This is a genomic window from Sphingobium sp. AS12 (assembly GCF_019097845.1).
Classification (GTDB): domain Bacteria; phylum Pseudomonadota; class Alphaproteobacteria; order Sphingomonadales; family Sphingomonadaceae; genus Sphingobium.
On sequence record NZ_JAHRGM010000093.1, the window covers coordinates 130,637 to 153,475 of the forward strand.

Sequence of the window (22,839 nt, forward strand, 5' to 3'; positions counted from 1 at the left end):
AGGCAGGGCGGCGTGGTTCCGGCCCGTCTGGATTCCCGCTTATAGGGGGTCGCGCGCAATCGGCAATGTCAGGACGGCGTGGCGAACCGTTCGATGCGATAGGGCTGGATCGGAATGTCGGTCGCGCCCTTGGCGATGATTTCCGCCATCGTCTCGCCGACGCCCGGCCCGATCTGGAATCCAGACCCCGAAAAGCCGAACGCATAATATAGCCCGCTGGTCGTCGCGCTTGGTCCCATCACCGGCTGGCTGTCGGGCATATAGCCTTCGATACCGGACCACACCCGGATGATGTTCAGCTTCCCCAGCTGTGGGGCGAGGCGCCGGATATGCTTCAACTGGCTGAGCGTATTTTGCGGCTCGACATAGGCGCGATACTGGTCGGGGAAGGATGGTCCCCGCGTACTGCCCCCCAGCACGATATTGCCGCGCGCGACCTGCCGGAAATAGACGGTTTCCTCTTCCAGCGGGGTCATCACGCCAACGGCGGGCAGGATGCTGTAGGGAACCGGCTCGGTCACGCTCATGTTCGGGCCTTTGGGCACGATGGGAACCGGCTCGCCGAACTGCGACGACAAAGCATTACCCCACGCCCCCGCCGTTATCAGCAGGATGGGCGCGCGAAACGTCCGCCCGTCCGCTGCGGTGACGATGAAATCCTCGCCGACCTTCTGTGCGTCGACGATCTTCGTATTTTCATGGATCACCGCGCCCAGCCGCGCCGCAGCCCGCGCAAAGGCAGGTGCCGCCAGCCGTGGATTGGCGTGACCATCTGTCGCCGAATAGGAACCGGCCAGCACGTCCGGCCCGAAGAAGGGGAATTGGTCGCGCAGCGCATTGCCGCTCAGCAATTCCAGCTCCAGCCCTTCCGCGCGCGCGTTGGCGGCATATTCCTCCATCGACCCCACCAGTTCGGGCCGCTCACGATAGCAGACGCGGATATGACCGGACTGGAGATATTCGACATCCGCCCCCAGCAATTCGCGCGATTGCCGCCAGATGGCGATAGCGCGATTGGCCAGCGGCAACTGGTGGATGGGCCGCCCCTGCCGCCGCACATTGCCGAAATTGGTCCCGCTCGCCTGCCGGCCGATCAGGTCGGTTTCCAGCAGGGTGACAGACAGGCCATGGCCGCGCAGGAACAGGGCCGCCGATGATCCCATCAGCCCGCCGCCCACGATGATGACGTCGCTGGCCCCGCTCATTGATCGTCTCCAATCGCGATGGTCAGCGGCTTGACCGGAGCCTGGGCGCGCAACCGCCCGACCTGTTCGACCGGAATATCGGCTTCCGCTGCAATCAGCTCGGCCGCTGCCAGCCCGCAATAGCGCCCCTGGCACCGCCCCATGCCGACCCGGCTGAACGCCTTGGCCCGGTTCGCTTCCTGCGCGCCCGTCTCGCGCATCACAGCCCGCAAGTCGCCCGCCGTCACCCCCTCGCATCGGCACAGCAGTGCGTCGTCCGGCAATTGCGATGCTTGTTCCGAAGGCCAGGGAAATGCCTTGGCCAGACCGCGCGCAAATTTCGCATAAGTGCCGACATCGCCGCGCAACGACGCCATCTCGCCCTTGTCCACCGGCAGGCCCAGATCGGCCAGTGCCGCCAGCGCGCCCAGTCGCCCGCTCGCCTCCGCCGACCGCGCGCCCAATATCTTCGCGCCATCGCCCGCCAGATAGATGCCCGCCACGCTCGACCGCCCGTCGCCGTCCCGCTCCGGCAGCCATTGCCGCGTCACAGGATCGAAAACGAAGGCGCAGCGCGCCAGATCGGCCAGTTGGGTTTCCGGCCGCAAATGATGCCCCATCGCCACCGCGTCGCAGGCGACCTGCTGCTCGACTCCCGCCCCGGTGCGAAACCGGATGCCGCTCACGCCTTCGGCTGCATTACCGTTTATTTCCATAGGCTTGATGCCATTATACACCGCCACGCCCGCGCGCTTCAGCTTCATCGTCAGCGCCACGCCATTCCACAGCACGGACGGCACCGCCAGCAGATCGGGCAGCGCCTTGATCCGCGCGCTATAGGGCGCTGTATCCAGCACCGCGACGACGTGGGCGCCCGCCTCGACATATTGGCTGGCGACCAGATAAAGCAGCGGTCCCGATCCCATGAACACGACCTTGTGCCCGATCGACACGGCCTGGCTTTTCAAAGCCACCTGCGCCCCGCCCAGACTGTAGCTGCCTGCAAACTGCCAGCCCTTGACCGGCATCAGCCGATCGGTCGCCCCGGTGCAGAGCAATAGCGCATCATAGGGCAGCGCGTCCTGATATGTCTGGCTCGCTGTCCAGACTTGCCCGCCCGCAATATTCCACACCAATGTTTCGGGCCGATAATCGATCTTGCCTTTCAGCCCGTCGAACGTCTCGTGCAGCGCCTGCGCCCGCCCGGCCTCGCTGCCGTAGAGCTTGGCATAGGGCCGGGTGAAGTTGTCGGGCTGGCGGCGATAAATCTGCCCGCCATCGCGCCGCCCTTCGTCCAGAACGATCGGACGAATCCCCGCCTGCACGCAGGCTTCCGCCGCGCGTGTCCCCGCTGGCCCGGCCCCGACGATAATTATGCGTGGTTCGACCATGACGCCCCCGGCTGGCTGGTGACTATTTGCTGGCCCGATGCCGCCAGCGTCGAACAGGCGCGCAGCCGATCACCGCTTTCCGTCCACACCCAGCAGTCCTGACACGCCCCCATCAGGCAGAAACCGGCCCGCTTTTCCGGCCCGAACTCGGACTGGCGCAACATGCTGCCGCTGCTCAACAGGGCAACCATCAGCGTGTCGCCCTCCAGCGCGTCGACGGGTTTGCCATCGACATGCACGGTAATGATGGGGCGGTCGGTTTCGCCCAGACGAACGAAGCGGCTCATGAGGGGATCAAACTTTCATCTCCATGATGGCACAATATCTGGCTGCCCTTGGCCAGTGGGCGGCGGGGCGGGGGCGTGGTGTTACAGAGGCCATCCACCCGCGCGGCGCAGCGCGGCAGGAAACGGCAGAGGTCAGGATGATCGCCCGTCCCCCCGATCGGCGGCGGCGCGGCCCCGGCATGGCTTTCCTCCAGCCAGCCCGCGCGCATTTCCGGCACCGATCCGATCAGCAGGTCGGTATAGGGATGGAAGGGCGCAACCCCGAATGCGGCGCGCGGTCCCGTCTCCACCATCGTGCCCGAATAGAGGACGAGGATATCGTCGCAAATCGCCCGCACCGTCGAAATATCATGGCTGATGAACATCGTCGCGATGCCCAGCTCCCGGCGCAATTCCGCCATCAGCTCCAATATCGCCGCGCCCACTACCGTATCGAGCGCCGACGTCACCTCATCGCACAGGATCAGCTGCGGATCGGCCGCCAGCGCCCGCGCCAGATTGATCCGCTGCTTCTGCCCGCCCGACAAACCGCCGATCGGCCGGTCGATCAGCGTGGCGGGCAGGCGGATGAGGTCCAGCAGTTCCAGCACCCGCATCCGCGCGGCATTGCCTTTCAGGTCATGGTAGAAGGCCAGCGGCCGCGCCAATATCCGCCCGACGCTATGCGCGGGATTAAGCGCCGTGTCGGCATTCTGGAACACCAGTTGCACCCGGCGGAACTGATCCCGACTGCGTCCCTGCAATCCCGGCGGCAACACCTCGCCATCCAGCAGCACCTGACCGCTGGCTGGCGGTAGCAGCCCGGCGATAACCCGCGCGATGGTCGACTTGCCCGACCCGCTTTCGCCGATCACGCCCAAAGTCGCACCGCGCTCGATCGTCAGATTGATGTCGCGCAGCACCGGAATGCGCGGGCGACCATCCTTGCCGATCTTGCCATAGCCCGCCGTCAGCCCCCGTATTTCCAGCAGCGGCGCAGCGGGCAGGGCGATTTTTTCGGGCGCAGGGCGGATCGCGGGATGCGCCGCCGCCATCAGCGTCCTGGTATAATCATCGGCCGGCGCGTGGAGGATCTGCGCTGCTGCTCCTGCCTCGCGGATGCGCCCCTGGCTCAGCACGACGATCTGGTCGGCCATCTGCGCGACCACGGCCAGGTCATGCGACACATAGATGGCGGTCGCCCCCCGCTCCAGCACCACCGCCTTGAACGCGCGCAGCACCTCGATCTGGGTGGTCACGTCCAGCGCCGTGGTCGGCTCGTCCAATATCACCAGTTCAGGATCGGTGATCAGCGCCATCGCCGCCATCAGCCGCTGCAACTGCCCACCGGACAATTGATGCGGGTATCGCACGCCGATCGTGTCGGGGAAGGGCAGGGCGAGCGCGCGGAACAGCTCGACCGCCTTGGCCTCCGCCTGCGCGCGGGGCATCAGGTCGTGGATCAGCGCGGGTTCGATCACCTGATCCATGATCGTGCGCGACGGGTTGAACGCCGAGGCTGCCGATTGCGCGATATAGGCGATGCGATTGCCGCGCAGTTGCGCCAGCGCGCTGCGGTCCAGCTTGGTCAGTTCCGCATCGCCCACGCGGATCGACCCGCCGGAAATCGTCGCGCCGGGCCGGGCATGGCCCAGCAATGTCAGGGCGATCGTCGTCTTGCCCGACCCGCTCTCGCCGATCAGCGCCAGCACTTCGCCGCGCCGCAACGCGAAGTCGATGTCGCTGACGATCGGGAACATCTCCCCCGCCGCATTGCGCGCGGTGACGGTCAGGCCTTTTACCTCGACGTGAGGAGCCTCGCTCATCGGCCTTTCCCCTTGCCCGAAAAGCCGATCGCGTCGATCAACAGGTTAACCCCCACGGTCAGCGTCGCAATCGCGACCGCCGGCGCTAAAATCGCCAGTGCCCCTTCGCCCAGCCCCGAAATATTCTCGCGCACCAGCGACCCCAGATCGGCGTCGGGCGGCTGCACGCCCAGGCCCAGGAAGGACAGACCGGACAGCAACAGCACGATGAACACGAAGCGCAGCCCGAAATCGGCAAGCAGCGGGTGGATCATATTGGGCAATATTTCGGCGATGGCGATGTGGAAGCGTCCTTCGCCCCGCGCGCGCGCCACCTGCACATAATCCATCTGCGCCAGATTGACTGCCAGCGCCCGCGCGATCCGGTAATTGCCCGGCACATAGGTGAAGGCCGCGATCAGCAGCAGCAGCCCCAGCGACGACCCGAACGCCGCGACCAGCACCAGCGAGAAAATCTTGGACGGGATCGAAATCAGCATGTCCATGAAGCGCGACAGCGGCTCATCAACCTTGGTGCCGCCCACCGCCGCCGTCAGCGCCAATGCAGTGCCGGTGCTGCTGGCCAGCAAAGCCGCCGCCGCCGCCAGCCCGACGGTATAGCGCGCGCCCGACAGCAACCGGCTCAGCACATCGCGGCCCAGATAATCGCTGCCCAGCCAGTGTTTCGCCGACTGTCCGTCGAACACGTCATAGGCGACGAACGCGCCAACCGGATAGGGGGCGAACATCGGCCCGAACAAGGCGACAGCCAACCAGAAAATGACGAGCGCCAGGCCGACCTTGCCTGATAGCGGAAGGGCTTTGGCCCGTTGGAAAGCAGAAGCGATCATTGCGCACGCAACCTGGGGTTGGCCAGGATCGCGGTGACATCCGCGATCAGCATCAGGATCAGATAGGCGGCGCAGAAGATCATCGCGCACGCCTGCAACAGCGGCATGTCGCGGCTGGTAACGGCGTTGACCATCAGGCTCGCCAGCCCCGGATAGTTGAAGATGGTCTCCACGATCACCGCCCCGCCCAGCAGGTAGGAGAGGCTCAGGGCCATCGCGTTGACGATCGGCGCGATCGCATTGGGCATGATGTGCCGCATCACAATCCGCACCGGCGCGACGCCTTTCAGCACCGCCATTTCGACATAGGGCCGGTCCATCTGGTCGATCACCGCCGCGCGCGTCATCCGCGCCATTTGCGCGATGACGATGATGCTCAGCGTCAGGATCGGCATCGCAACCCCGCGCAGATATTCGCCCCACGTCATGTCATCCGCCACCAGGGCGATGGAGGGCAGCCAGCGCAGCTTTACCGAGAAAATCAGCACCGCAACCGTCGCCACCAGAAATTCCGGCACCGCGACCATCGACAGGGTGACGATGTTGAGCGCCCGGTCGATCCGTCCGCCCCGGTTCATCGCCGACCCAATGCCGATGGCCAGCGCGACCGGCACCGCGACCAATGCGCTCAGCGCGGCCAGCAGCAGGCTGTTGGGCAGTCGTTCGGCAATCACCTCCGCCACTGGCATGTTGGCGACCATTGACTGGCCCGGATCGCCGCTCACCATGCCCGTCAGCCAGCTGGCGTAACGGATATGGGCGGGGCGATCGAGGCCCATTTCATGGCGTAGCGCGGCGACCTGTTCGGCCGTGGCGCTCTGCCCCAGCGCTTCCTGCGCCGCATCGCCGGGCAGCAGTTGCGCGATCACGAAAATCGTCAGCGATACCAGCAGCAGCGTCAGTAGCGACGACGCGAACCGTTTGCCGATCAATGTCAGCGCGGCGCTCATGCCGCTTGCGGAGGATGCGCCCGCCATCAGCCTTCCCACCACACATGTTCGGCAAATTGATAGCCCATCAACCCACCCAGAGACACAGGATATAACCCCTTCAACCGCCGGTCATAACCGTCGATCAGGCTGATAAAGACAGGGATGCCGACACCGCAATGGCTGCGCACCAGTCCTTGCATTTCGCCATAAAGCTGCTTGCGTCGCGCCTGATCGGCCTCGCCCCGCGCCTCCAGCAACAGCCGGTCGAACCGCGGATTGTTCCACCCGCTCTCGTTCCAGGCTGCGTCCGATTTGTAGAACAGGCTGAACAGCAGGTCGGCGGTCGGGCGCGGGTTGGTATTGCCGAAGCCCAGCGGATGCTTCATCCAGTGGGTCGACCAGTAACCATCGCCCGGCACCCGGTTGACCGCCAGCTTCAACCCCACGCGCGACCCATATTCCTGCAGTATCGACGCCATGTCGACCGATCCGTCCGCCGCTGGCGACGCATAGACCGGCAGCCGCACACCCGACAGGCCCGCCCGCTGCAAATGCCAGCGCGCCTTGTCCAGATCGAGTGTGGTCTGCGGCAGATCGGCGCGATAATAGGGGTGGAAGGGCGGGATCGGATGATCGTTGGCGATGGTCGCATAGCCGCGATAGAGCGCCCGCTTGATCAATGGCCGGTCGAGCAGATATTTCATCGCCGCGACAAAATGCGGGTTACCGGTCGGCAATTGCCGCTGCTGCATGATCAGGTTGGTGTACAGGCCCGACTGGGTTTCCAGCAGGCCATGGCCACGCGACGCCATGACCCGCTTGGTCGAACGTGGATTGACCGCAATCACCAGATGCACGTCGCCCGACAACAGCGCATTGACCCGGCTGACCTCATCGGGAATGCCGATCAGTTCAATCTCTTCCAGATAGGGCTTGCCCGGTTTCCAGAAATTGGGATTGCGCCGTCCCAGCGTCCGCACGCCGGGCCGGAACTGCGCGCACATATAGGGACCAGTCCCGTTGGCAGTGCGAAAATCGCGTGTTCCCGCGCGCAGGATCAGGAAATGGGATTGCGCCAAAATGGTCGGCAAATCCGCATTGGGTCCGGTCAGGCGGATCGTCAACTCATGCCGCCCCGTCGCCTTCACCAGCGCGAACTGCTCGGCAATCTGCGCCATCTTCGACCCGGTGGCCGCATCCTTGTGCCGCAGCAGCGACCAGACGACATCGGCGGCGGTCAGCTCCGCGCCATTGTGGAATGTCACGCCCTTGCGCAACCGCACATGCCAGTTGATCTGGTCCGCGCTTTCCATCCGCTCGGCCAGCGCGGGGCGGGGGACAAGGTTGCGATCGAGCTGGGTCAGGCCGCTATAGAACATATAATGGCGCACATAGTCGGTCGACAGCGCGCCCTTCGCCGGGTCCAGCGTGTCGGCGGTCGAGCTGGACAGGCTGGCGACGCGGATGCGCCCGCCCACGCGCGGCCTGGATGCCGCCAGCGCGCCATCGGGCAGCAGCAGCCCGGCGCCAAGGCCAAGCCCCGCACCGATCAAGTCCCGGCGGGAAAAGGGCGAAAGCATGTCGCTCAATGGATTACATCCTGCCATTTATACCATAGCCCCACCAGCGGCAGGAACCATGGTTTGCCAAAATGCCCCGGCACGCTCGGCCAGTCCAGATTGGCCCAGGGATTGGCCTCCGGCTCGCCGCTCATCACGCGCGCCATCTGCTGTCCCATATGCGTCGCCATCTGCACGCCATGGCCGCTATAGCCCATCGAATAATAGAGGCCGTCGGTCTCGCCCGCGCGCGGCAGCCGGTCGGCGGTCAGGTCGACCATCCCGCCCCAGACATGATCGACGCCCACGCCCTTCAACGCCGGGAAAATCTCGCCCAGCACGTCCTCAAGGATGCGTCCGCTCTTCATGTCGGACCGGGGATCGCTGATCGCAAAGCGCGCGCGTCCGCCGAAGATCAGGCGGTTGTCGGGGGTCAGCCGGAAATAATTGCCGATATTCTTGCTGGTTACATAATTGCGCCGTCCCGGCAGCAGTCGCTCGATCAGCGCGTCGTCCAGCCGCTCGGTCGCGATCACGAAACTGCCGACCGACACGATCCGGCGGCGGAAAAAGCCGAATGGCGCAGCGGCAGGCGCCCCGCCGGTCGCAACCAGCACCTGCTTCGCGGCGACGGACCCGCGCGCCGATGTAACCCGCCATCCGCTGGCCAGCCGATCCAGTCCTATGACCTCGGCCCCTTCAAAAATCCGCGCACCGGCCCGCCCCGCCGCTTCCGCCAGCCCGACGCCGAAGCGGGCGGGATGGATCTGCGCACTCGTCGTCTGGATCAGCGCGCCATGAAAGGCGTCGGACCCCACTTCGTCGCGGATGCGCTCCGGCGGCACCAGCCGGACATTTTCGTCCACTTCCGCCGCCAGCAGGTCATGCGCCCGCGCCAGCTTGTCATAATGTTGGGGCTTGGCTGCCAGCTTCACCCGGCCGCAGCGGGTGAAATTGCAATCAATGCCTTCCTCGCGCGCCAGCCGCTCGACCGTATCGACCGCGTCGCAATGCGCCCGATACCAGGCCTTCGCCACATCCTTGCCGAACTTGGCCGACAGCGCGCCATAATCATGCGCGGTGCCATTATTGCACTGGCCGCCATTGCGCCCCGACGCCTCACCCACGACCTGCCCGGCCTCCAGCAGCACGACGCTCGCGCCGCGCCGCGCCAGCGCCAGCGCCGCCGACAGGCCGGTAAAGCCGCCGCCGATAATGGCGACATCGGCCGATCCGTCGACCCCGCCCTCCGCCCCGCCGGCAAAGGCCGGGGCGCTGGCGAGCCAGTAGGAGAGGGGGGAGGCGGCGCTCATCGGATGATCAGAGACCCACGACCGCCGGCAGGCAACCGATATGCGGGATTTCCACGTCGCGATAGAAGGGGTTGGACGGCTCATGCCCCCGGCCCACAAATACGCGGCAGCCAAAATGCAGGTCGGTCGCCGTGTTCTGGTCATAACGGAAGCTGGACGATACGTGCATCATATCCTCCGGGTTCGCGCCCAGCTGATCGAACATATATTCAAACGCCTGCATCCGCGGCTTGTAGGCCTGCGCCATCTGCGCGGTATAGACTGCGTGGAAGGGCGCGCCGAGCATCCCCACATTATGGTGGATCTGGTCGTTCATTGCGTTGGAGAGGATGACGAGCGGGATCTTGTCGCCAATCTGGCTGAGGCCACCGGCTACATCGTCATGCGGACCCCAGGTCGGCACGGCGGCGTAAACGGCGTCAGCGTCTGCCTCATTATAAGCGACGCCCCATTTCTGGCACGTCCGGCGCAGCGAGTTGCGGATGATTTCCTGATAGGGTTCCCAGGCGCCCATCACCTGGTCGAAACGATAAGCACCCCAATCCTTGCAAAAGGCGGGCAGTTTGTCCGCGTCGATGCGATCGGCCATGAAGGCGGTCGCCATCTCGGTCATGCGGAAACGGGTGAGCGTGCCATAGCAGTCGAAACTGATATATTTGGGCCGGAAATTGGGCATCGGCGGATCGTCCTTTGCGGGTTCTTAAAGCTGGGCCTCGCGGCCATGTGACTGGCACATTACGACATGGGCGCGCCGGAACATGAAGCCCATTTCTTTGATGGCGGGCGCATATATGGGGCTTTTATCGCTGCCCATTCGGCATAGATTGCCGCGCCCTCAATAGCCACGGTCGCGCGCGACTTCGCCCTCCATCGGCGCGCCCGATTGGTGGCGGCGGATATTGGCGATCAGCGCGCGCGCGGCACTGTCGGCGCGGGTCATGCTGGCGACATGGGGGGTCATGATGATGCGCGGATGCGCCCAGAAAGCATGACCTTGCGGCAGCGGTTCCGGGTCGAACACGTCCAGCACCGCGCCCGACAGATGCCGCTCGTCCAGCAAGGACAGCAGATCCTGCTCCACCAGATGCCCGCCCCGCCCGACATTGATCAGGCCCGCCCCGCGCGGCAGCTGCGCCAGCGTCTCCCGGCACAAAATGCCGCGCGTCTCGTCCGTCAGCGGCAGCAGGCAAATCACTATGTCGCAGCCCGACAGGAAGGCAGGCAAAGCCGCCGCGCCCGCAAAACAATTGACGCCCTCGACGCTATGGGCCGACCGGCTCCATCCCGACAGCGGAAAACCGAATGGCCGGAGCGCCCCCAGCACCGCCTGCCCCAGATTACCCAGCCCCATCACGCCGACGCGGCGCTGGCTGGCGGGCGTCAGCTTGATCGGCGCCCAGCGCCCTTCGCGCTGCGCTATGCCATGGTCGATCAGGTTGCGATGCAGCGCCAGTACCGCCATCGTCGCATATTCGACCATGCCCTGCGCAATCCCCGGTTCGATCATCCGCACCACGCGGACATGGGGCGGCAGGCGCGACATATCGAACTGGTCGATCCCCGCGCCGATCGAAAACAGCACTTCCAGCGCGGGCAATGTCGCGATCAGCTCCACCGATGGATTCCACGCGGCGAGGTAGCGGATGGCGGCGGGATCATGCGCGTCCGCCGGATCGGCAAAGCCGATATCCGCCGCCTCGGCCTCAAAAATATCGCGCCAGATGCGCCCGCGTTCGGGATCGGATGTATAAAGCAGGGTCATGCCATGGACTTTCGGATGGGTGCGGGACGGCGGCCGGCCTTGGCCTGCCACCAGATGAGAGGACCGGAAACGCACAGCGCGGCCAATGCCAGCGCGACGATCAGCAGCACGGCCCGACCGGCTGCGCCAAAAGCGTCGCCCGCATGGAGCGGCAACACGCTCATCCACAAAGCGGGGTTGGTCTGCGCGCGGGTCGCGCTGACGATATGCGGCTGCGCCAGCGTCACGATGACGCGATGGATCGCGCGCGCATTGCGTTCGGGCGCATGAAAGTTGACGATCAGCCGGTCGCCGTCGATCCGCAGGTCGCGCAGCGCGGCATCGGGAAAGGCTGTCTGCGCCAACGCAACGCTGCGGTCGATCGTTGCGGCCGAAGCGGCGGAGGGCGCACTGGCTGCGCCGCTGCCCAGCCATTCGGGTACCACCAGCAACAGGCCCGTCGTCGCCATGAACAGCAGGATGGTGCTCAGCACGACGCCCGCGGTGCGATGACATTGGCGCAGCACCAGCCGGGGCGACAATGTCCAGCGCACCGCAAGCGCCTTGCCCATCTTGCCGCGCTTGGGCCACCAATAGGCCAGGCCGCTTGCCACCATCGCCAGCAAGGCGATGCCGTTCAGGATCACCACCGCCATGCCAACCTTGCCCGCCATCAACCGAAAGTGGATTTGCAGCGCCGCCTCGACCGGAAAGGCCAGGACGCTACCGGATCGCAAAATCGCACCGCCCGCCGGATCGACCGACGCATAGCGCACCGCGCCGTCATGATCGCCCAATTGTGCGAACCAGCTTGCCCCGTCGGCATCGGGCGCAAACAGGCGCGTCACCCGATAGCCAGCCATCGCCCGGTTCGCCTGCGTCACCGCTATGCCAACCGAAACCTCCGGTCCCGTCCCGCCGCTGGTCATCGCCACCGGATCGATCAGCCGCGCCAGCGGTCCGCGATAGACCAGCATCGCTCCGCTCAGCGCCTGCACCAGCAGGAACGCCGCCATGGACAGGCCGATTATCCGGTGCAGGCGCAACATCAGCGCGCGGTTCATGGGGCATCCCTCAAAAACGAAAAGGGCCGCCAACGACAGGAGGAGGGATGTCGTTGGCGGCCCGAAAAGAGAGGCGCGAACGCCTCCCCGGCACCTGTTTAGAAGTTGAACGTACCGCGCACCGTGAAGGAACGGGGCATGCCCGGCTGCACCCACAAGGCTGCATAGGAGCTGGCATAATATTTCTTGTCGAACAGATTATCGACATTGGCTGACAGCTTGAACTGGTCGTTGATCGTGACCGATCCCATCAGCTTGGCGATGGTGTAGCTAGGCAGGAAGAATTTGGTCGCCGTCTCGCCCAGACGCTTGCCCACATGGTTCACGCCACCACCCAGCATGGCTTCATGATCGCCGATGGAGAAATTCTTGAACAGCAGGATATTGCCCTGATGTTTGGGAATATTGATCAGCGGATCGCCCTTCAGGATCGGCGCACCGAAATTGGGGTCGAACACATTGCTGGCCCAGCCCGCATCGGTATAGGCATAGGTCAGGAACAGCTCGAACCCGGCAGGCAGCTTGGCATTCACGTCGAATTCCACGCCCTTGCTGTCAGCCCCGCCCACCGGCTTGGAAAAGCCTGCATTGACCGGATCGGTCGACAGCACGTTGGTCTTTTCCATCTTGTAGAGCGACAACGTGCTGGTGATCTTGCCGTCGGTGGTCACGAACTTCGCGCCCACTTCATAGCTTTTGCTGATTTCGGGCGCGAAGGGCTGGCCGTCGAAGCCCAGGCCGCTGTTCGGACGGAAGCCCTTGCCATAGCTGGCATAGAGCGAAACGGTGCTGGTCGGCTCGAACACCAGACCGGCCATCGGGCTGAACTTGGTGTAGGATTTCGCAATGACAGAATTTTTGAAACTCTGACTGAAATCGTCATAGCGGCCACCAAAGCGGACCTTGAATTGCGGCGTGATCTCGATCTGATCCTGAATATATACGCCCCAGGCCTTCTGCACTTCGATCGAATTCTGGATCACCGCCGTCGGTATTGGTGCCACGATATTATAGTTGGGGTTGAAAATGTCGATCGAATAGGACTGGTCCGCCGCGACCGGGCGATAGCGGGTCTGGAACAGGTCAATCTCGAACTTGTCCCAATCCGCGCCGACGCGGATATTGTGGACGATCGACCCGGTTTCTGCCTTGCCGCTGATTTCGCCACGGAAAACCATATGGGTGGTGCTGTAATCGCGATAACGACGCTGGCGGGTGAGGGTGCGTCCGTCATTGTCGATCCGCTGGCGGCCCAGCACCAGCTCAGGATCGCTCGAATAACCCTCGAACGTGGTGTCCTTGTAACCCGCGCCCAGCATCACGACCCAGTCGTCGCTCAGGTCATGCTGCAACTGCGCCTGATGGCCCAGCACTTCGACCTCGATCGGCCCGTCGCCGGGGTTGCCCAGAAAACGGGTGTTGGGAATGACGCCCAGCGTATAGCCGCTGATGGTGCCATTGGCCGCAACGGTTGGTATAGCGAGAACGCCGCGATCGAACGGTACTTCCTGGTTCACATATTCCAGTTCGTAAGTGAAGATCGTCTTGTCCGACAGCTTCGCCAGGAAGGACGGGTTCAGCACATATTTGCGCGTCTCCACCGTGTCGCGGAAGCTTTCGGCATTTTCGACCGCACCGGTCAGGCGGATGGCGACCGTGTCGGAGATGGGCAGATTATAGTCGCCCTCGACGCGATAGGTGTTCCATTTTCCGCCCGCGACCGAAAAGCTGCCGCCTTCCTTGAACGTCGGCTTCTTGCTGACGATGTTGACCGTGCCGCCCGGCTCGCCGCGTCCGAACAGCGCGCTGTTGGGACCCTTGAGCACTTCGATCCGCTCGACATTGGATGCATCGCGCGGGCCACCATAACCACGGCCACCGTTAAAGCCGTTGACCAGGAAGCCGCTCGGAAAATTCTCGTCCCCGGCAAAGCCGCGGATCGCGAAACTGTCCCACAGGCCACCGAAATTATTCTGCTTGGAAATGCCGCTGGCCAGTTCCAGCGCGGTGTCGAGCCGGGTGATGTTCAGGTCGTTGAGCAGCTTGCCTTCCAGAAACTGGACCGCCTGCGGGATTTCCTTGACCGGCGTGTCGCCAAAATATTGGCGCTTCAGACCGGTGACGATGATGTCGCTGGATTCGGCGGCGGGAGCCTGCGCGATCGCGGCAGACGGCAGCGCGATGGCGGCGGTGCTGGCGATCAGTGCCAGACGGAGTGTGGATGATGTGCGCATGATGAAATCCCCTTAAAAAATCGCTGTTCCGAACGTCCTGCGAAGCGGGGACCGGCGGGTCCTTTTTATGTCCGACGCGGACTATTGGTCCTGTCATCGGGTGCCGGGCCACTGGGTGTTTGTGCCACCTCTTCTTAAGATCGAGGCTAGGACGAGTACTAGAAATATTCCGTCAAACTTGGCTCACAGGACGGCGCAAAATTGTGAATCGGTGGTCGTTACGGCATGAAAATGCTGCGCCCCATTTTCGCACCAAAGCTAGTAAAATCCCCGGAAATGGCCGCCTCCCTGAAGGAGGCGGCCGGCGACCCGGAAGGCTCGTGCCTTCAGAGATATTTTAGCCACCATATGTCCTTGCGCCGCTGTTTCAGCTGCGCGAACCAGCGGGTGGGGAAGTAGAGCGGCAGGATCAACAGCGCGACCCAGATCCACACGGTGGACAGATTGTCGACGCCAAACACCGTCCCTTTGGTCGGCCCGTAGAGGACGAGCGCAACATTGTAGATCAGCTTCAGCATATAGAGATGCAGGATATAGTAGAACATCGGCGCCCCGCCGAGCAGCGCCAGATGCGGCATCAGCTTGCTGCTCTCATAACGCTCGAACAAGGCGAGCAGCAGGCAGCCTGTGCCCACGGTCGGCATCAGGAACAGCAGGGATGGCGGATATTTGGTCAGCGCCAGAAAGCTCATCACCGTGCGCAGCGGCGTTTCCGCCACGAACCATGGCTTGTCGCCGTAAAAATTGAGATAGCGGATCGCGACGAAACCCAGGACCAGTCCCAGCCCCAGCGTGACGAGGCGGCGGATGCGCCGCTGCGGATCGCTCCCCTTGGCAAACCAAGGCCCGCAGGCATAGCCCAGCAGGATTACGCCGATCCACGGCAATATGGGGTAGGTCGTCTTGATCACGGTCCCGCCAAATTCGATCACTGACCGCTGGTGCAGGATTGCCCAGGCGACATAGCCCGGCTCGTCCGCGGTCAGTTTTATGGGATCGAGCAGATTGTGCAGGCACACGATCGCCAGCCCCACCGCAAACTGCGCCTTGCGCGGCAGATGCAACAACGCCGCCAGCGCGACCATCGAAATGCCGATCGCCCAGATCACCTGAAACCAGACTGCGGTTGGCGGAAAGGCAGGAGCCTGTGTCGGCCAGGCAAGCCCGACGACGGTGATCTCCAGAAAAATCAGGAACAACCCGCGTTTCAGCAGAAATTCCGAAACCTGCCCCTTGCTGTGCGACTGGCCGTAGAGCCAGGCCGACAGCCCGGTCAGCGCCACGAAGGTCGGCGCGCAGAAGGTGGACAGCAGCCGGGTGAAGAACAGCCCCGGATCGGTCGTGTTGGCGTCGACCGGATCGGTCACTTGCAGATACAGGAAAAATGTTTCCCGCACATGATCGACCAGCATGAACAGCATGACCAGGCCGCGCAGCGCATCGATCGCGATCAATCGTGTGCGTGCCTTCGCTGCGGCAATCGGCGACGCTGCGCCGCTACTGTAGGCGGTGGGGGGCGCGTGGCCCGCAATGCTGCTCATACTCTGTCCCTCTATCCTCTGCTTCACGCGCCCTTGGGCTGGAAGAGATCCTTGTAGAAACCGGTGGTTTTTACCGTCACGGTCACGGGCGTGTCGCCCTTGTTGCGCCAGTACCAGCCATGGGTGCCAGCGAAGGGTGCGGTGAAATTGCCCTGCGCGCTGGTCTGCTCACGCTCTTCCCAGTAGCTGGTGAATTCGCCCTCGGCCGCATTCGGCTTCTCGCCATGCATGTCGACCTTCACCGGACCGCCAGTGGTGGTCCAGTTGAACACGAAACTGTCGCCTGCCTGCATATGCGCCTTCACCTCCTGCCCGCTATGCGGCTCCAGGGTGATGGTCATTTCGTCCTGCCGCAACGTGCCGGTGCGCGCGATGCTGGCTCCGGTCGGCAGCGCCTGCGCGGTCGCGACGGGCGCTGCCGCTGCTTCTGGCGCATCGGGCTTTGCCGCAACCATGCCCGTCAGCCCCAGCGCGCCGCCGGCCCCGGTGGGATCAATCCCATATTCGGCGGGCAGAACGAACAAGGTCAGGATCGCCACGGCGGCGATTGCTGCGCCGCCGGTGGCCTTGGCTAGCGTCGCGGGCGACGGGGTGATGCGGGTGGGAAGCGTGGAAGTGGTCATGTCATGCCCCTTGCGTGAAATAGCCAGCCAGCTGGAAGCCGACCAGGACGAAGCCTGCCGTCATCAGCGCGGCATTGGCGAAGATGGCGGAGCGCTGGAAATTGCCGCTCATGCGCCACAGGTTCATCAGCAGCAGGATGATCGCCAGCGCCATGAACTGGCCCAGCTCGACCCCGACGTTGAAGCTGATGAGATTATATATCATTCCGTCTTTGGCCAGTGTCAACTCCTGCAATTTCGTCGCCAGACCAAAGCCGTGGAAGAAACCGAAGATCAGCACCGCCGCCTTGGGATTGGGCGATATGCCAAACCAACTGCGGAACCCGTCCAGATTGTCGACCGCCTTATAGACCACCGACAGGCCGATGATCGCGTCGATCAGATAGGGGTTGGCGCGAATGTCGAGCATCACGCCCAGCAGCAACGTCGTGCTGTGGCCAATGGCGAACAGTGTCACATAGGCGCCGACATCCTTCATCCGGTAGAGGAAGAAGATGACGCCCGCCAGAAACAGCAGATGGTCATATCCGGTGACCATATGTTTGGCCCCCAGATACATATACGGGATGATGTTGACGCCCGAAGCGCCTTCGATGAAGGCTTTGTCATTCTCGTCGACGCCATGGGCCAGCGCCGCTTGACTGAGCAGCGCGAAAATCAGCGCCACCAGCAGCAGCGCGATCCGCCGCGCGCCTGGAGAGAAGGTCGGGGGGTGGATCGCGCTGCGCATCGTCCGGCTCCTTATTTCGCCTTGAAGGTGGCGAAGATCTTGGCGCCGCTCTTGTCGACCAGCGCGACGACCAGCTTGGCCCCCTTCACCGTCTTGAAGCCCGGCGCGGACAATTTGTTGCCGCCTGCGGGCTTCAAGGCCGCCTCGGTCTTGGCACCGGCGGCGGTCTGGGTCAGCTTGGCGGTGAAGCCTGCTGCGGTCAGTGGCTCATCCTCTTCGCTCAGATAGACATCGACGCCCTTGGGACTGGCGACCAGTTCCATCATCGTCTCGCCCGACATCTGGACCAGCCCGCCATGCTGCGGCTTCATGCTGCCATGGGCGTGCAGCATCGCGGGCGCTGCCATCAGGGCGAGGGCGGCGATGCCGGTGCGGAAAAATGCGCTATTCATGGGATCAAACTCCTTGGCAATTCAGTTCATTCGGGCAGATGCGGCAGGACGAAAGACAGCGACGCGCGATGTTCGACATGGTCGACCTTCGCCTTGTCATCCGCCGGGCCGACATAGATGCCCATCAGGACATTCAGCCCCTGATTGCGCAGGGTAATCGTTGCGGTGCCGTCCGCGCCGGTCTTGACCGCCACCTCGTCGGGATCATTGACATAATCGGTCATGATGGTTGCGCCCGCGATCGGCTTGCCCTGATAGAGGGCGCGAACCTTCATCGGCTGCCCCATCTTCTGCGGAATGGCGATGTCCACGGGTACGATCTGGAGCGTATGTCCCGCTATCATCGGCAGCGGCTTGGTCGGCATCTGCGTCAAATGGACGGCATATTTCCAATTATGCTCGGCCAGCGCGGCCGTGGGCACGTCATCACGGCCCTTATTATGCCATTCGCCATCGGGCGTCCGGCTCCACAGGCCATAATCCATCGCCGCCGCGACGATCGCGACCGGCTCGTCGCTATCGACTACAGGGATTGCGCCTGCCGCGCGCAGCGACGTCGTCACCGGCGCGCCATCGGCATCATAGCCAGCGACGGACTTGATCATCGGCAGTCGCTTGACCGCATCCAGATCATCCGCGCCAACGCCATAGACCAGCGCAGTCTGGCGCGCGCGCTGGGCGAACCAGATGCCATGAGCGCTGGCTGGGACGGTGAAGGCGATCAGGGTGGCGCGAGTAACGGCAGCAGTCATTAAATGAGCGAAACGCATAGGGAAGTTCCTCGACTAAGGGGGCCAATTCCTGGGTCGAGGCTATGATCACTGCACGAACGAAAATTCCGAATACGTCATATAGGCGACGCGAAAATGTCAAAAAGAGAGGGCCGGAGGAGCGATCTGCTTCTCCGGCCCTTTTGTCGCCCCTTCAGCGTAAAATGTCAGGCGTCGGCAAATTCCACCGCGTTGACGATATGCGCCTGGGTATATTCCAGCAGCCCCGCTTCGCCCAGCTCTGCGCCCAGCCCGGACTGTTTCACACCCCGGAACGGGATATTGGCGTCGATCGCCAGATGCTGGTTGACCCACACGGTGCCGCTGTCGATCTTCATCGCGACCGCCGTGGCGCGGGCAATATCCTTGCCCCACACGGTGCCACCCAGCCCATAATCACTGTCATTGGCGCGGGCGATGACATCATCGATATCGTCATATTTCAGCACCGGCAGCACCGGGCCGAACTGCTCTTCACGCACCAGCGGCGCATCATCGTCCAGATCGCGCACGATCGTGGGCGCAATGAAATAGCCCGCCCGGTCGAGCGGCGCGCCACCGGTCATCACCGTGCCGCGCGTGCGCGCATCCTCGATCAGGGCATTGACCTTGTCGAACTGCATCTTGTTCTGCACCGGGCCGATCGTCGTTCCCTGCTTGGCCCCGTCATCGACGATCGCCTCATTGGCCAGCTTGGCCAGCTCATCGCAAAATTCGTCATACATCGGGGTGGGCACATAGGCGCGCTTGATGGCGACGCAAATCTGCCCGGCATTGGTCATTGCCCCCTGATAGACCTTCTTCGCCGCCTGCTTGGCATCGACATCGTCCATCACGATCGCTGCGTCATTGCCGCCCAGCTCCAGCGTCACCCGCTTCACCGTGCCGGCTGACGATGCCATCACCTTCTTGCCGGTCGCGGTCGATCCGGTGAAGGCGACCTTGGCAATGTCGGGATGGCCCGTGATCAACGCGCCCAGCTCATTCTGGTCACACAGGATGTTGAACACGCCCGGCGGCAGGATCGCCTGCGCCAGTTCGCCGAACAGCAAAGTGGTCAGCGGCGTCGTCGGCGCGGGCTTGGCGATCATCGTGTTGCCGGTGACCAGTGCCGGACCCAGCTTGTTCATCAGCAGGATCAGCGGGAAATTCCATGGCGTGATCGACGCCACCACGCCCAGCGGGGTGCGATGCTCGATGACGCGATTGCCGCCTTCATCCTTCAATATCTTGGGTTCGATCCGCATCGCGGCAAAACCGCGCAGTGTGAACACGCTGCCCATAATCTCATAGGCGGCCTGATCCAGCGGCTTGCCCTGCTCAGCGGTCAGCAGGCTGGCAAATTCTCCGATGCGCGCCTCCAGCGCGTCCGCGAGCTTGTTGACCAGCGCGGCCCGTTCATCGGCCGACAGCGCCGACCAAGCAGGCAGCGCACGCTTGGCGGCCGCCACGGCGCGCTCCAGCAGCGCCTCGTCGGCCTTGGGCGCGGATGCAAAGGCGGCGCCCGTCGCCGGGTTCACCACATCGAACGTGCTGACGCCCGGTACAAGTTCGCCGTCGATCAAAAGGCGGTATTCATGATCCATTGTCGCTCTCCTTGACTGCTGGTCCTGATTCGGAACGGCTTTGGCTATCGCTTTGTGCGACGCGAGCCTGTAGCATGTATTTGTGCGCCTGTGATACAATTTTGGCAAGGAGATAAAGGCAGCGATGAAACAGGGGGCGGATCTTCGCGGGCTGATCGGTTATCAGGTCCAGCGTGCACATCTGGTGATCGACACGGACGCGCGCGCCGCGATGGCGGCGCATGACCTGTCGCCCGCCAAGCTGACGGCGCTCATCCTGATCCGAGACAATCCGGGCTGCGACCAGACCGCCCTTGGCCGGGCGCTCAGCATCAATCGGTCCAGCGCCATGAAGTTGGTCAACATTCTGGCAGACCGCGGCCTGGTCGAACGGCGGCCCGGCCGCGACTTGCGCACTAACGCCCTGTGGCTGACACCCGATGGCGAAGCGCAGGTGCCGGTCATGGTGGATGCGCTGCGTACATCGGACGCCCGAATGACGGCGCGACTGAGTGCGGATGAAGTCCGCACGTTGAATGGCCTGCTCCGCAAACTCGGCCCGGCGACGCGCGCCACCAGCGCGGACTAAGGGCAGGCATGCGTAAAAGCGGTTGCGTAAATTGTATCACAGGCGCACAATGTCCGCATGATAGAGCGGCTGATTCGACCCGCTCCCATGACCTGTTTTCTGGGGAGAGATACGCTTGACCGACATGATCGACCTCGACCGGCCTGCATCGCCAACGGCCGCGCGGTCGCTCGACCGGTTACTGCGGCCCCGTTCCGTCGCGATCGTCGGCGCGTCGGACAAGCCCGGCGCGCTGGGCGCATCGGTGCTGGCCAATCTCGTGCGGCAGGGTTTTGCCGGGGCCATCCATCTGGTCAATCCCAGGCGCGCCGACATTGGCGGCCGCCCCTGCGTCGCCTCGGTCGATGACCTGCCCGAAGGCGTCGATGTTGCCGTCCTCGCCATCCCTCGCGTGGGCGTACTGGATACGATGCGCGGTCTGGCCCGTCGCAAGGTCGGCGCCGCGGTGATCTTTTCGGCTGGCTTTGCCGAAGATGGCCCGCAGGGTCTGGCCGACCAGTAGGAAATCGCCCGCATCGCCCGCGACGCCGGGATGGTGGTCGAAGGACCCAACTGCCTGGGCCTCGTCAATTTCCGCGACAATGTTTCGCTGACCTTCATCGAAATGCCGGAGGCAAAGGCGCAGGGCGACCGGCGCGTCGGCATCGTCTCGCAATCGGGCGCCATGGCTGCGGTGCTGGCAACGACGATGATCCATCGCGACGTGCCCTTGAGCTGCTACATCTCCACCGGCAATGAAGCGGCCAGCGGGATCGAGGATTATCTCACCCATCTGGTCGATGAACCCGAAACCGCCGTCATCGCCATGATTGCCGAGCATGTCCGCGATCCCGCCCGCTTCCTTGCCGCCGCCCGCGCCGCCCGCGCGGCAGGCAAACAGGTCGTGCTGCTCCACCCCGGCCGCAGCGCGGCGGGCGCGGCCAGCGCGGCGACCCATACCGGCGCGATGGCTGGCGATCACGCGGTCATGGCTGTCCATGTCGAACGGGCGGGCGTCATCCTGGTCGACTCGCTCGAAGAACTTGGCGACGTCGCGGAAATGCTGACCCGCAATGCAACGATCGGCGCGGGCGGTACCGGCGTCATCGCCGAATCCGGCGCGTTCAAGGCGATGATGCTCGACCTGTCCGAAGCCGTGGCACTCGACCTGCCGACCCTGACCGACGCCGACAGCCCGGCACTGCGCGCAGCGCTGCCCGATTTCGTCCCGGTCACCAACCCGCTTGATGTCACCGCGCAGGGGCTGGTCGATCCCGGCCTCTATGGCCGTACCCTCGCCGCATTGGTCGATGATCCGCGTATCGCCACGATCCTGCTGACCCTGATCCAGACCGACACCGGCACTTCCCACATCAAATTCGCCGCCGTGCTGGAGGCCCTCGCCAGCCTGCGCCCCGATAAGCCGATCATCGTCGGCGGCGTCGATGAAGGCGGCGCGGTGTTCGCCGACGACCTTGCCGCCCTGCGTCAGGCAGGCGTCACCTATCTGCCCACCGCCGAACGCGCCGTGCGGGCGCTGGCGCGGATCAGCGCGGCTGCCGCGCGTGATTTCACGACGGCCCCGCTGGACGCCGTCCCGGTCGCCGACCTCGCGCAGGTCGGTCATTCAATCCCCGAATATCGGTCCAAGGCGATCATGGCCGACCATGGCATCGCCTTCCCTCGCTTCGCTATGGCGCACAGCGTGGACGAAGCCATCGCCGCTGCCGAGACGCTGGGCTATCCCGTTGTTCTGAAAGCTCAATCACCCGACCTGCCGCACAAGAGCGACGCGGGCGGCGTCATCATCAACCTCAAGAACCGCGAAGAACTGGCAGAGGGCTGGGACCGTCTTGCCGCCAATATCGCCGCCTCGCGCCCCGGCCTCGTGCTGGACGGCGTGCTGGTGGAAGGAATGGCGGACAAGGGTGTCGAACTCATTGTCGGCGCGCGCAACGATCCGCACTGGGGTGCGACCATATTGGTCGGCTTCGGCGGCGTCGCTGCAGAACTGCTGCACGACGTCTGCCTGCTCCCCGCCGACCTGCCGCGCGACGCCATCATCGCGCGCATCCGCACGCTGCGTATGGCCCCGCTGCTCGACGGCTTTCGTGGCGCGCCGGTCATGGACATCGGCGCGGTCGCCGACGTGGTCCAGCGCCTCGGTCGCATGGTCGCCGCCACCCCCGCCATCCGCGAGGTCGATCTCAATCCGGTGATCGTCTATTCAGAAGGAAAGGGCGCACTGGCGCTCGACGCTCTCATTTCCCTGTAAAAAGCTGCGTGTTCCCGCGCAGGCGGGAACCCAGT

Annotated in this window: 19 protein-coding genes and 1 pseudogene; 2 read left to right on the top strand and 18 right to left on the bottom strand. The window is 63.9% G+C overall.

Features of this window, described 5'->3' with window-relative positions; genetic code table 11:
- Window positions 1-68: 68 nt before the first annotated feature.
- The 18 genes from KRZ98_RS23725 to KRZ98_RS23810 form a co-directional block, all read right to left on the bottom strand.
- Window positions 69-1,205, bottom strand: coding sequence for an FAD-binding oxidoreductase (locus tag KRZ98_RS23725; RefSeq protein WP_217675615.1), 1,137 nt, complete (start codon window positions 1,203-1,205; stop codon window positions 69-71).
- Window positions 1,202-2,575 carry an NAD(P)/FAD-dependent oxidoreductase gene (locus KRZ98_RS23730; protein WP_217675616.1) on the bottom strand — a complete coding sequence of 458 codons (1,374 nt, stop codon included), beginning with the start codon at window positions 2,573-2,575 and terminating at the stop codon, window positions 1,202-1,204. Before KRZ98_RS23730 ends, KRZ98_RS23725 begins: the two co-directional genes overlap by 4 nt.
- Window positions 2,557-2,862 (bottom strand): (2Fe-2S)-binding protein, encoded by a 306-nt coding sequence (locus tag KRZ98_RS23735; RefSeq protein WP_217675617.1) that lies wholly within the window; start codon window positions 2,860-2,862, stop codon window positions 2,557-2,559. The genes KRZ98_RS23730 and KRZ98_RS23735 overlap by 19 nt, the downstream gene beginning before the upstream one ends.
- Window positions 2,859-4,667 carry an ABC transporter ATP-binding protein gene (locus tag KRZ98_RS23740; RefSeq protein ID WP_217675618.1) on the bottom strand — a complete coding sequence of 603 codons (1,809 nt, stop codon included), beginning with the start codon at window positions 4,665-4,667 and terminating at the stop codon, window positions 2,859-2,861. Before KRZ98_RS23740 ends, KRZ98_RS23735 begins: the two co-directional genes overlap by 4 nt.
- Window positions 4,664-5,497, bottom strand: coding sequence for an ABC transporter permease (locus KRZ98_RS23745; RefSeq protein WP_217675619.1), 834 nt, complete (start codon window positions 5,495-5,497; stop codon window positions 4,664-4,666). The genes KRZ98_RS23740 and KRZ98_RS23745 overlap by 4 nt, the downstream gene beginning before the upstream one ends.
- Window positions 5,494-6,474, bottom strand: coding sequence for an ABC transporter permease (locus KRZ98_RS23750; RefSeq protein WP_217675620.1), 981 nt, complete (start codon window positions 6,472-6,474; stop codon window positions 5,494-5,496). Before KRZ98_RS23750 ends, KRZ98_RS23745 begins: the two co-directional genes overlap by 4 nt.
- Window positions 6,474-8,018, bottom strand: coding sequence for an ABC transporter substrate-binding protein (locus KRZ98_RS23755; protein WP_217675622.1), 1,545 nt, complete (start codon window positions 8,016-8,018; stop codon window positions 6,474-6,476). Before KRZ98_RS23755 ends, KRZ98_RS23750 begins: the two co-directional genes overlap by 1 nt.
- Window positions 8,015-9,301, bottom strand: a complete 1,287-nt coding sequence (locus KRZ98_RS23760; RefSeq protein WP_217675623.1) for an FAD-binding oxidoreductase — start codon at window positions 9,299-9,301, stop codon at window positions 8,015-8,017. The genes KRZ98_RS23755 and KRZ98_RS23760 overlap by 4 nt, the downstream gene beginning before the upstream one ends.
- 7 nt (window positions 9,302-9,308) lie before the next feature.
- Window positions 9,309-9,977, bottom strand: a complete 669-nt coding sequence (locus tag KRZ98_RS23765) for a haloacid dehalogenase type II (protein ID WP_217675624.1) — start codon at window positions 9,975-9,977, stop codon at window positions 9,309-9,311.
- Between the two features lie 159 nt (window positions 9,978-10,136).
- Window positions 10,137-11,063 (bottom strand): glyoxylate/hydroxypyruvate reductase A, encoded by a 927-nt coding sequence (locus tag KRZ98_RS23770; protein ID WP_217675625.1) that lies wholly within the window; start codon window positions 11,061-11,063, stop codon window positions 10,137-10,139.
- Window positions 11,060-12,106 (bottom strand): PepSY domain-containing protein, encoded by a 1,047-nt coding sequence (locus KRZ98_RS23775; RefSeq protein WP_217675626.1) that lies wholly within the window; start codon window positions 12,104-12,106, stop codon window positions 11,060-11,062. The genes KRZ98_RS23770 and KRZ98_RS23775 overlap by 4 nt, the downstream gene beginning before the upstream one ends.
- 98 nt (window positions 12,107-12,204) lie before the next feature.
- Window positions 12,205-14,340, bottom strand: a complete 2,136-nt coding sequence (locus tag KRZ98_RS23780) for a TonB-dependent siderophore receptor (RefSeq protein ID WP_217675627.1) — start codon at window positions 14,338-14,340, stop codon at window positions 12,205-12,207.
- Window positions 14,341-14,666: 326 nt separating this feature from the next.
- Window positions 14,667-15,881: a DUF1624 domain-containing protein gene (locus KRZ98_RS23785; protein WP_081628173.1), complete on the bottom strand. Its 1,215-nt coding sequence runs from the start codon at window positions 15,879-15,881 to the stop codon at window positions 14,667-14,669.
- Between the two features lie 23 nt (window positions 15,882-15,904).
- A complete protein-coding gene (locus tag KRZ98_RS23790; RefSeq protein ID WP_006968118.1) occupies window positions 15,905-16,504 on the bottom strand; it encodes a hypothetical protein in 600 nt (199 codons plus the stop codon).
- A 1-nt stretch (window position 16,505) separates the two neighbouring features.
- Complete coding sequence (locus tag KRZ98_RS23795; RefSeq protein ID WP_006968117.1) at window positions 16,506-17,234, bottom strand: HupE/UreJ family protein; 729 nt, start codon at window positions 17,232-17,234, stop codon at window positions 16,506-16,508.
- A gap of 11 nt (window positions 17,235-17,245) precedes the next feature.
- Complete coding sequence (locus KRZ98_RS23800) at window positions 17,246-17,626, bottom strand: hypothetical protein (protein WP_217675628.1); 381 nt, start codon at window positions 17,624-17,626, stop codon at window positions 17,246-17,248.
- A 26-nt stretch (window positions 17,627-17,652) separates the two neighbouring features.
- The gene (locus KRZ98_RS23805; protein WP_254798825.1) at window positions 17,653-18,378 is read right to left on the bottom strand and encodes a DUF4198 domain-containing protein; all 726 of its coding nucleotides are present in this window, start codon (window positions 18,376-18,378) and stop codon (window positions 17,653-17,655) included.
- A gap of 185 nt (window positions 18,379-18,563) precedes the next feature.
- On the bottom strand, window positions 18,564-19,982 hold the full coding sequence (locus KRZ98_RS23810) for an aldehyde dehydrogenase family protein (protein ID WP_006968111.1): 1,419 nt from the start codon (window positions 19,980-19,982) through the stop codon (window positions 18,564-18,566).
- 124 nt (window positions 19,983-20,106) lie between these two features.
- On the opposite strand from KRZ98_RS23810, the gene KRZ98_RS23815 reads away from it, so the two are divergent.
- Both KRZ98_RS23815 and KRZ98_RS23820 read left to right on the top strand, forming a co-directional pair.
- A complete protein-coding gene (locus KRZ98_RS23815; protein WP_217675630.1) occupies window positions 20,107-20,550 on the top strand; it encodes a MarR family winged helix-turn-helix transcriptional regulator in 444 nt (147 codons plus the stop codon).
- 115 nt (window positions 20,551-20,665) lie between these two features.
- Window positions 20,666-22,804, top strand: a pseudogene (locus KRZ98_RS23820) (acetate--CoA ligase family protein).
- The last annotated feature ends 35 nt before the right edge of the window (window positions 22,805-22,839 follow it).

What these genes read in the sequence shown, in the direction of transcription:
- KRZ98_RS23805 (WP_254798825.1), bottom strand. Translation starts at nt 18,378, where the DNA reads ATGACTGCTGCCGTTACTCGCGCCACCCTGATCGCCTTCACCGTCCCA.
- KRZ98_RS23770 (WP_217675625.1), bottom strand. Translation starts at nt 11,063, where the DNA reads ATGACCCTGCTTTATACATCCGATCCCGAACGCGGGCGCATCTGGCGC.
- KRZ98_RS23785 (WP_081628173.1), bottom strand. Translation starts at nt 15,881, where the DNA reads ATGAGCAGCATTGCGGGCCACGCGCCCCCCACCGCCTACAGTAGCGGC.
- KRZ98_RS23810 (WP_006968111.1), bottom strand. Translation starts at nt 19,982, where the DNA reads ATGGATCATGAATACCGCCTTTTGATCGACGGCGAACTTGTACCGGGC.
- KRZ98_RS23760 (WP_217675623.1), bottom strand. Translation starts at nt 9,301, where the DNA reads ATGAGCGCCGCCTCCCCCCTCTCCTACTGGCTCGCCAGCGCCCCGGCC.
- KRZ98_RS23775 (WP_217675626.1), bottom strand. Translation starts at nt 12,106, where the DNA reads ATGAACCGCGCGCTGATGTTGCGCCTGCACCGGATAATCGGCCTGTCC.
- KRZ98_RS23735 (WP_217675617.1), bottom strand. Translation starts at nt 2,862, where the DNA reads ATGAGCCGCTTCGTTCGTCTGGGCGAAACCGACCGCCCCATCATTACC.
- KRZ98_RS23815 (WP_217675630.1), top strand. Translation starts at nt 20,107, where the DNA reads ATGAAACAGGGGGCGGATCTTCGCGGGCTGATCGGTTATCAGGTCCAG.
- KRZ98_RS23725 (WP_217675615.1), bottom strand. Translation starts at nt 1,205, where the DNA reads ATGAGCGGGGCCAGCGACGTCATCATCGTGGGCGGCGGGCTGATGGGA.
- KRZ98_RS23730 (WP_217675616.1), bottom strand. Translation starts at nt 2,575, where the DNA reads ATGGTCGAACCACGCATAATTATCGTCGGGGCCGGGCCAGCGGGGACA.
- KRZ98_RS23765 (WP_217675624.1), bottom strand. Translation starts at nt 9,977, where the DNA reads ATGCCCAATTTCCGGCCCAAATATATCAGTTTCGACTGCTATGGCACG.
- KRZ98_RS23740 (WP_217675618.1), bottom strand. Translation starts at nt 4,667, where the DNA reads ATGAGCGAGGCTCCTCACGTCGAGGTAAAAGGCCTGACCGTCACCGCG.
- KRZ98_RS23750 (WP_217675620.1), bottom strand. Translation starts at nt 6,474, where the DNA reads ATGGCGGGCGCATCCTCCGCAAGCGGCATGAGCGCCGCGCTGACATTG.
- KRZ98_RS23790 (WP_006968118.1), bottom strand. Translation starts at nt 16,504, where the DNA reads ATGACCACTTCCACGCTTCCCACCCGCATCACCCCGTCGCCCGCGACG.
- KRZ98_RS23780 (WP_217675627.1), bottom strand. Translation starts at nt 14,340, where the DNA reads ATGCGCACATCATCCACACTCCGTCTGGCACTGATCGCCAGCACCGCC.
- KRZ98_RS23745 (WP_217675619.1), bottom strand. Translation starts at nt 5,497, where the DNA reads ATGATCGCTTCTGCTTTCCAACGGGCCAAAGCCCTTCCGCTATCAGGC.
- KRZ98_RS23795 (WP_006968117.1), bottom strand. Translation starts at nt 17,234, where the DNA reads ATGCGCAGCGCGATCCACCCCCCGACCTTCTCTCCAGGCGCGCGGCGG.
- KRZ98_RS23800 (WP_217675628.1), bottom strand. Translation starts at nt 17,626, where the DNA reads ATGAATAGCGCATTTTTCCGCACCGGCATCGCCGCCCTCGCCCTGATG.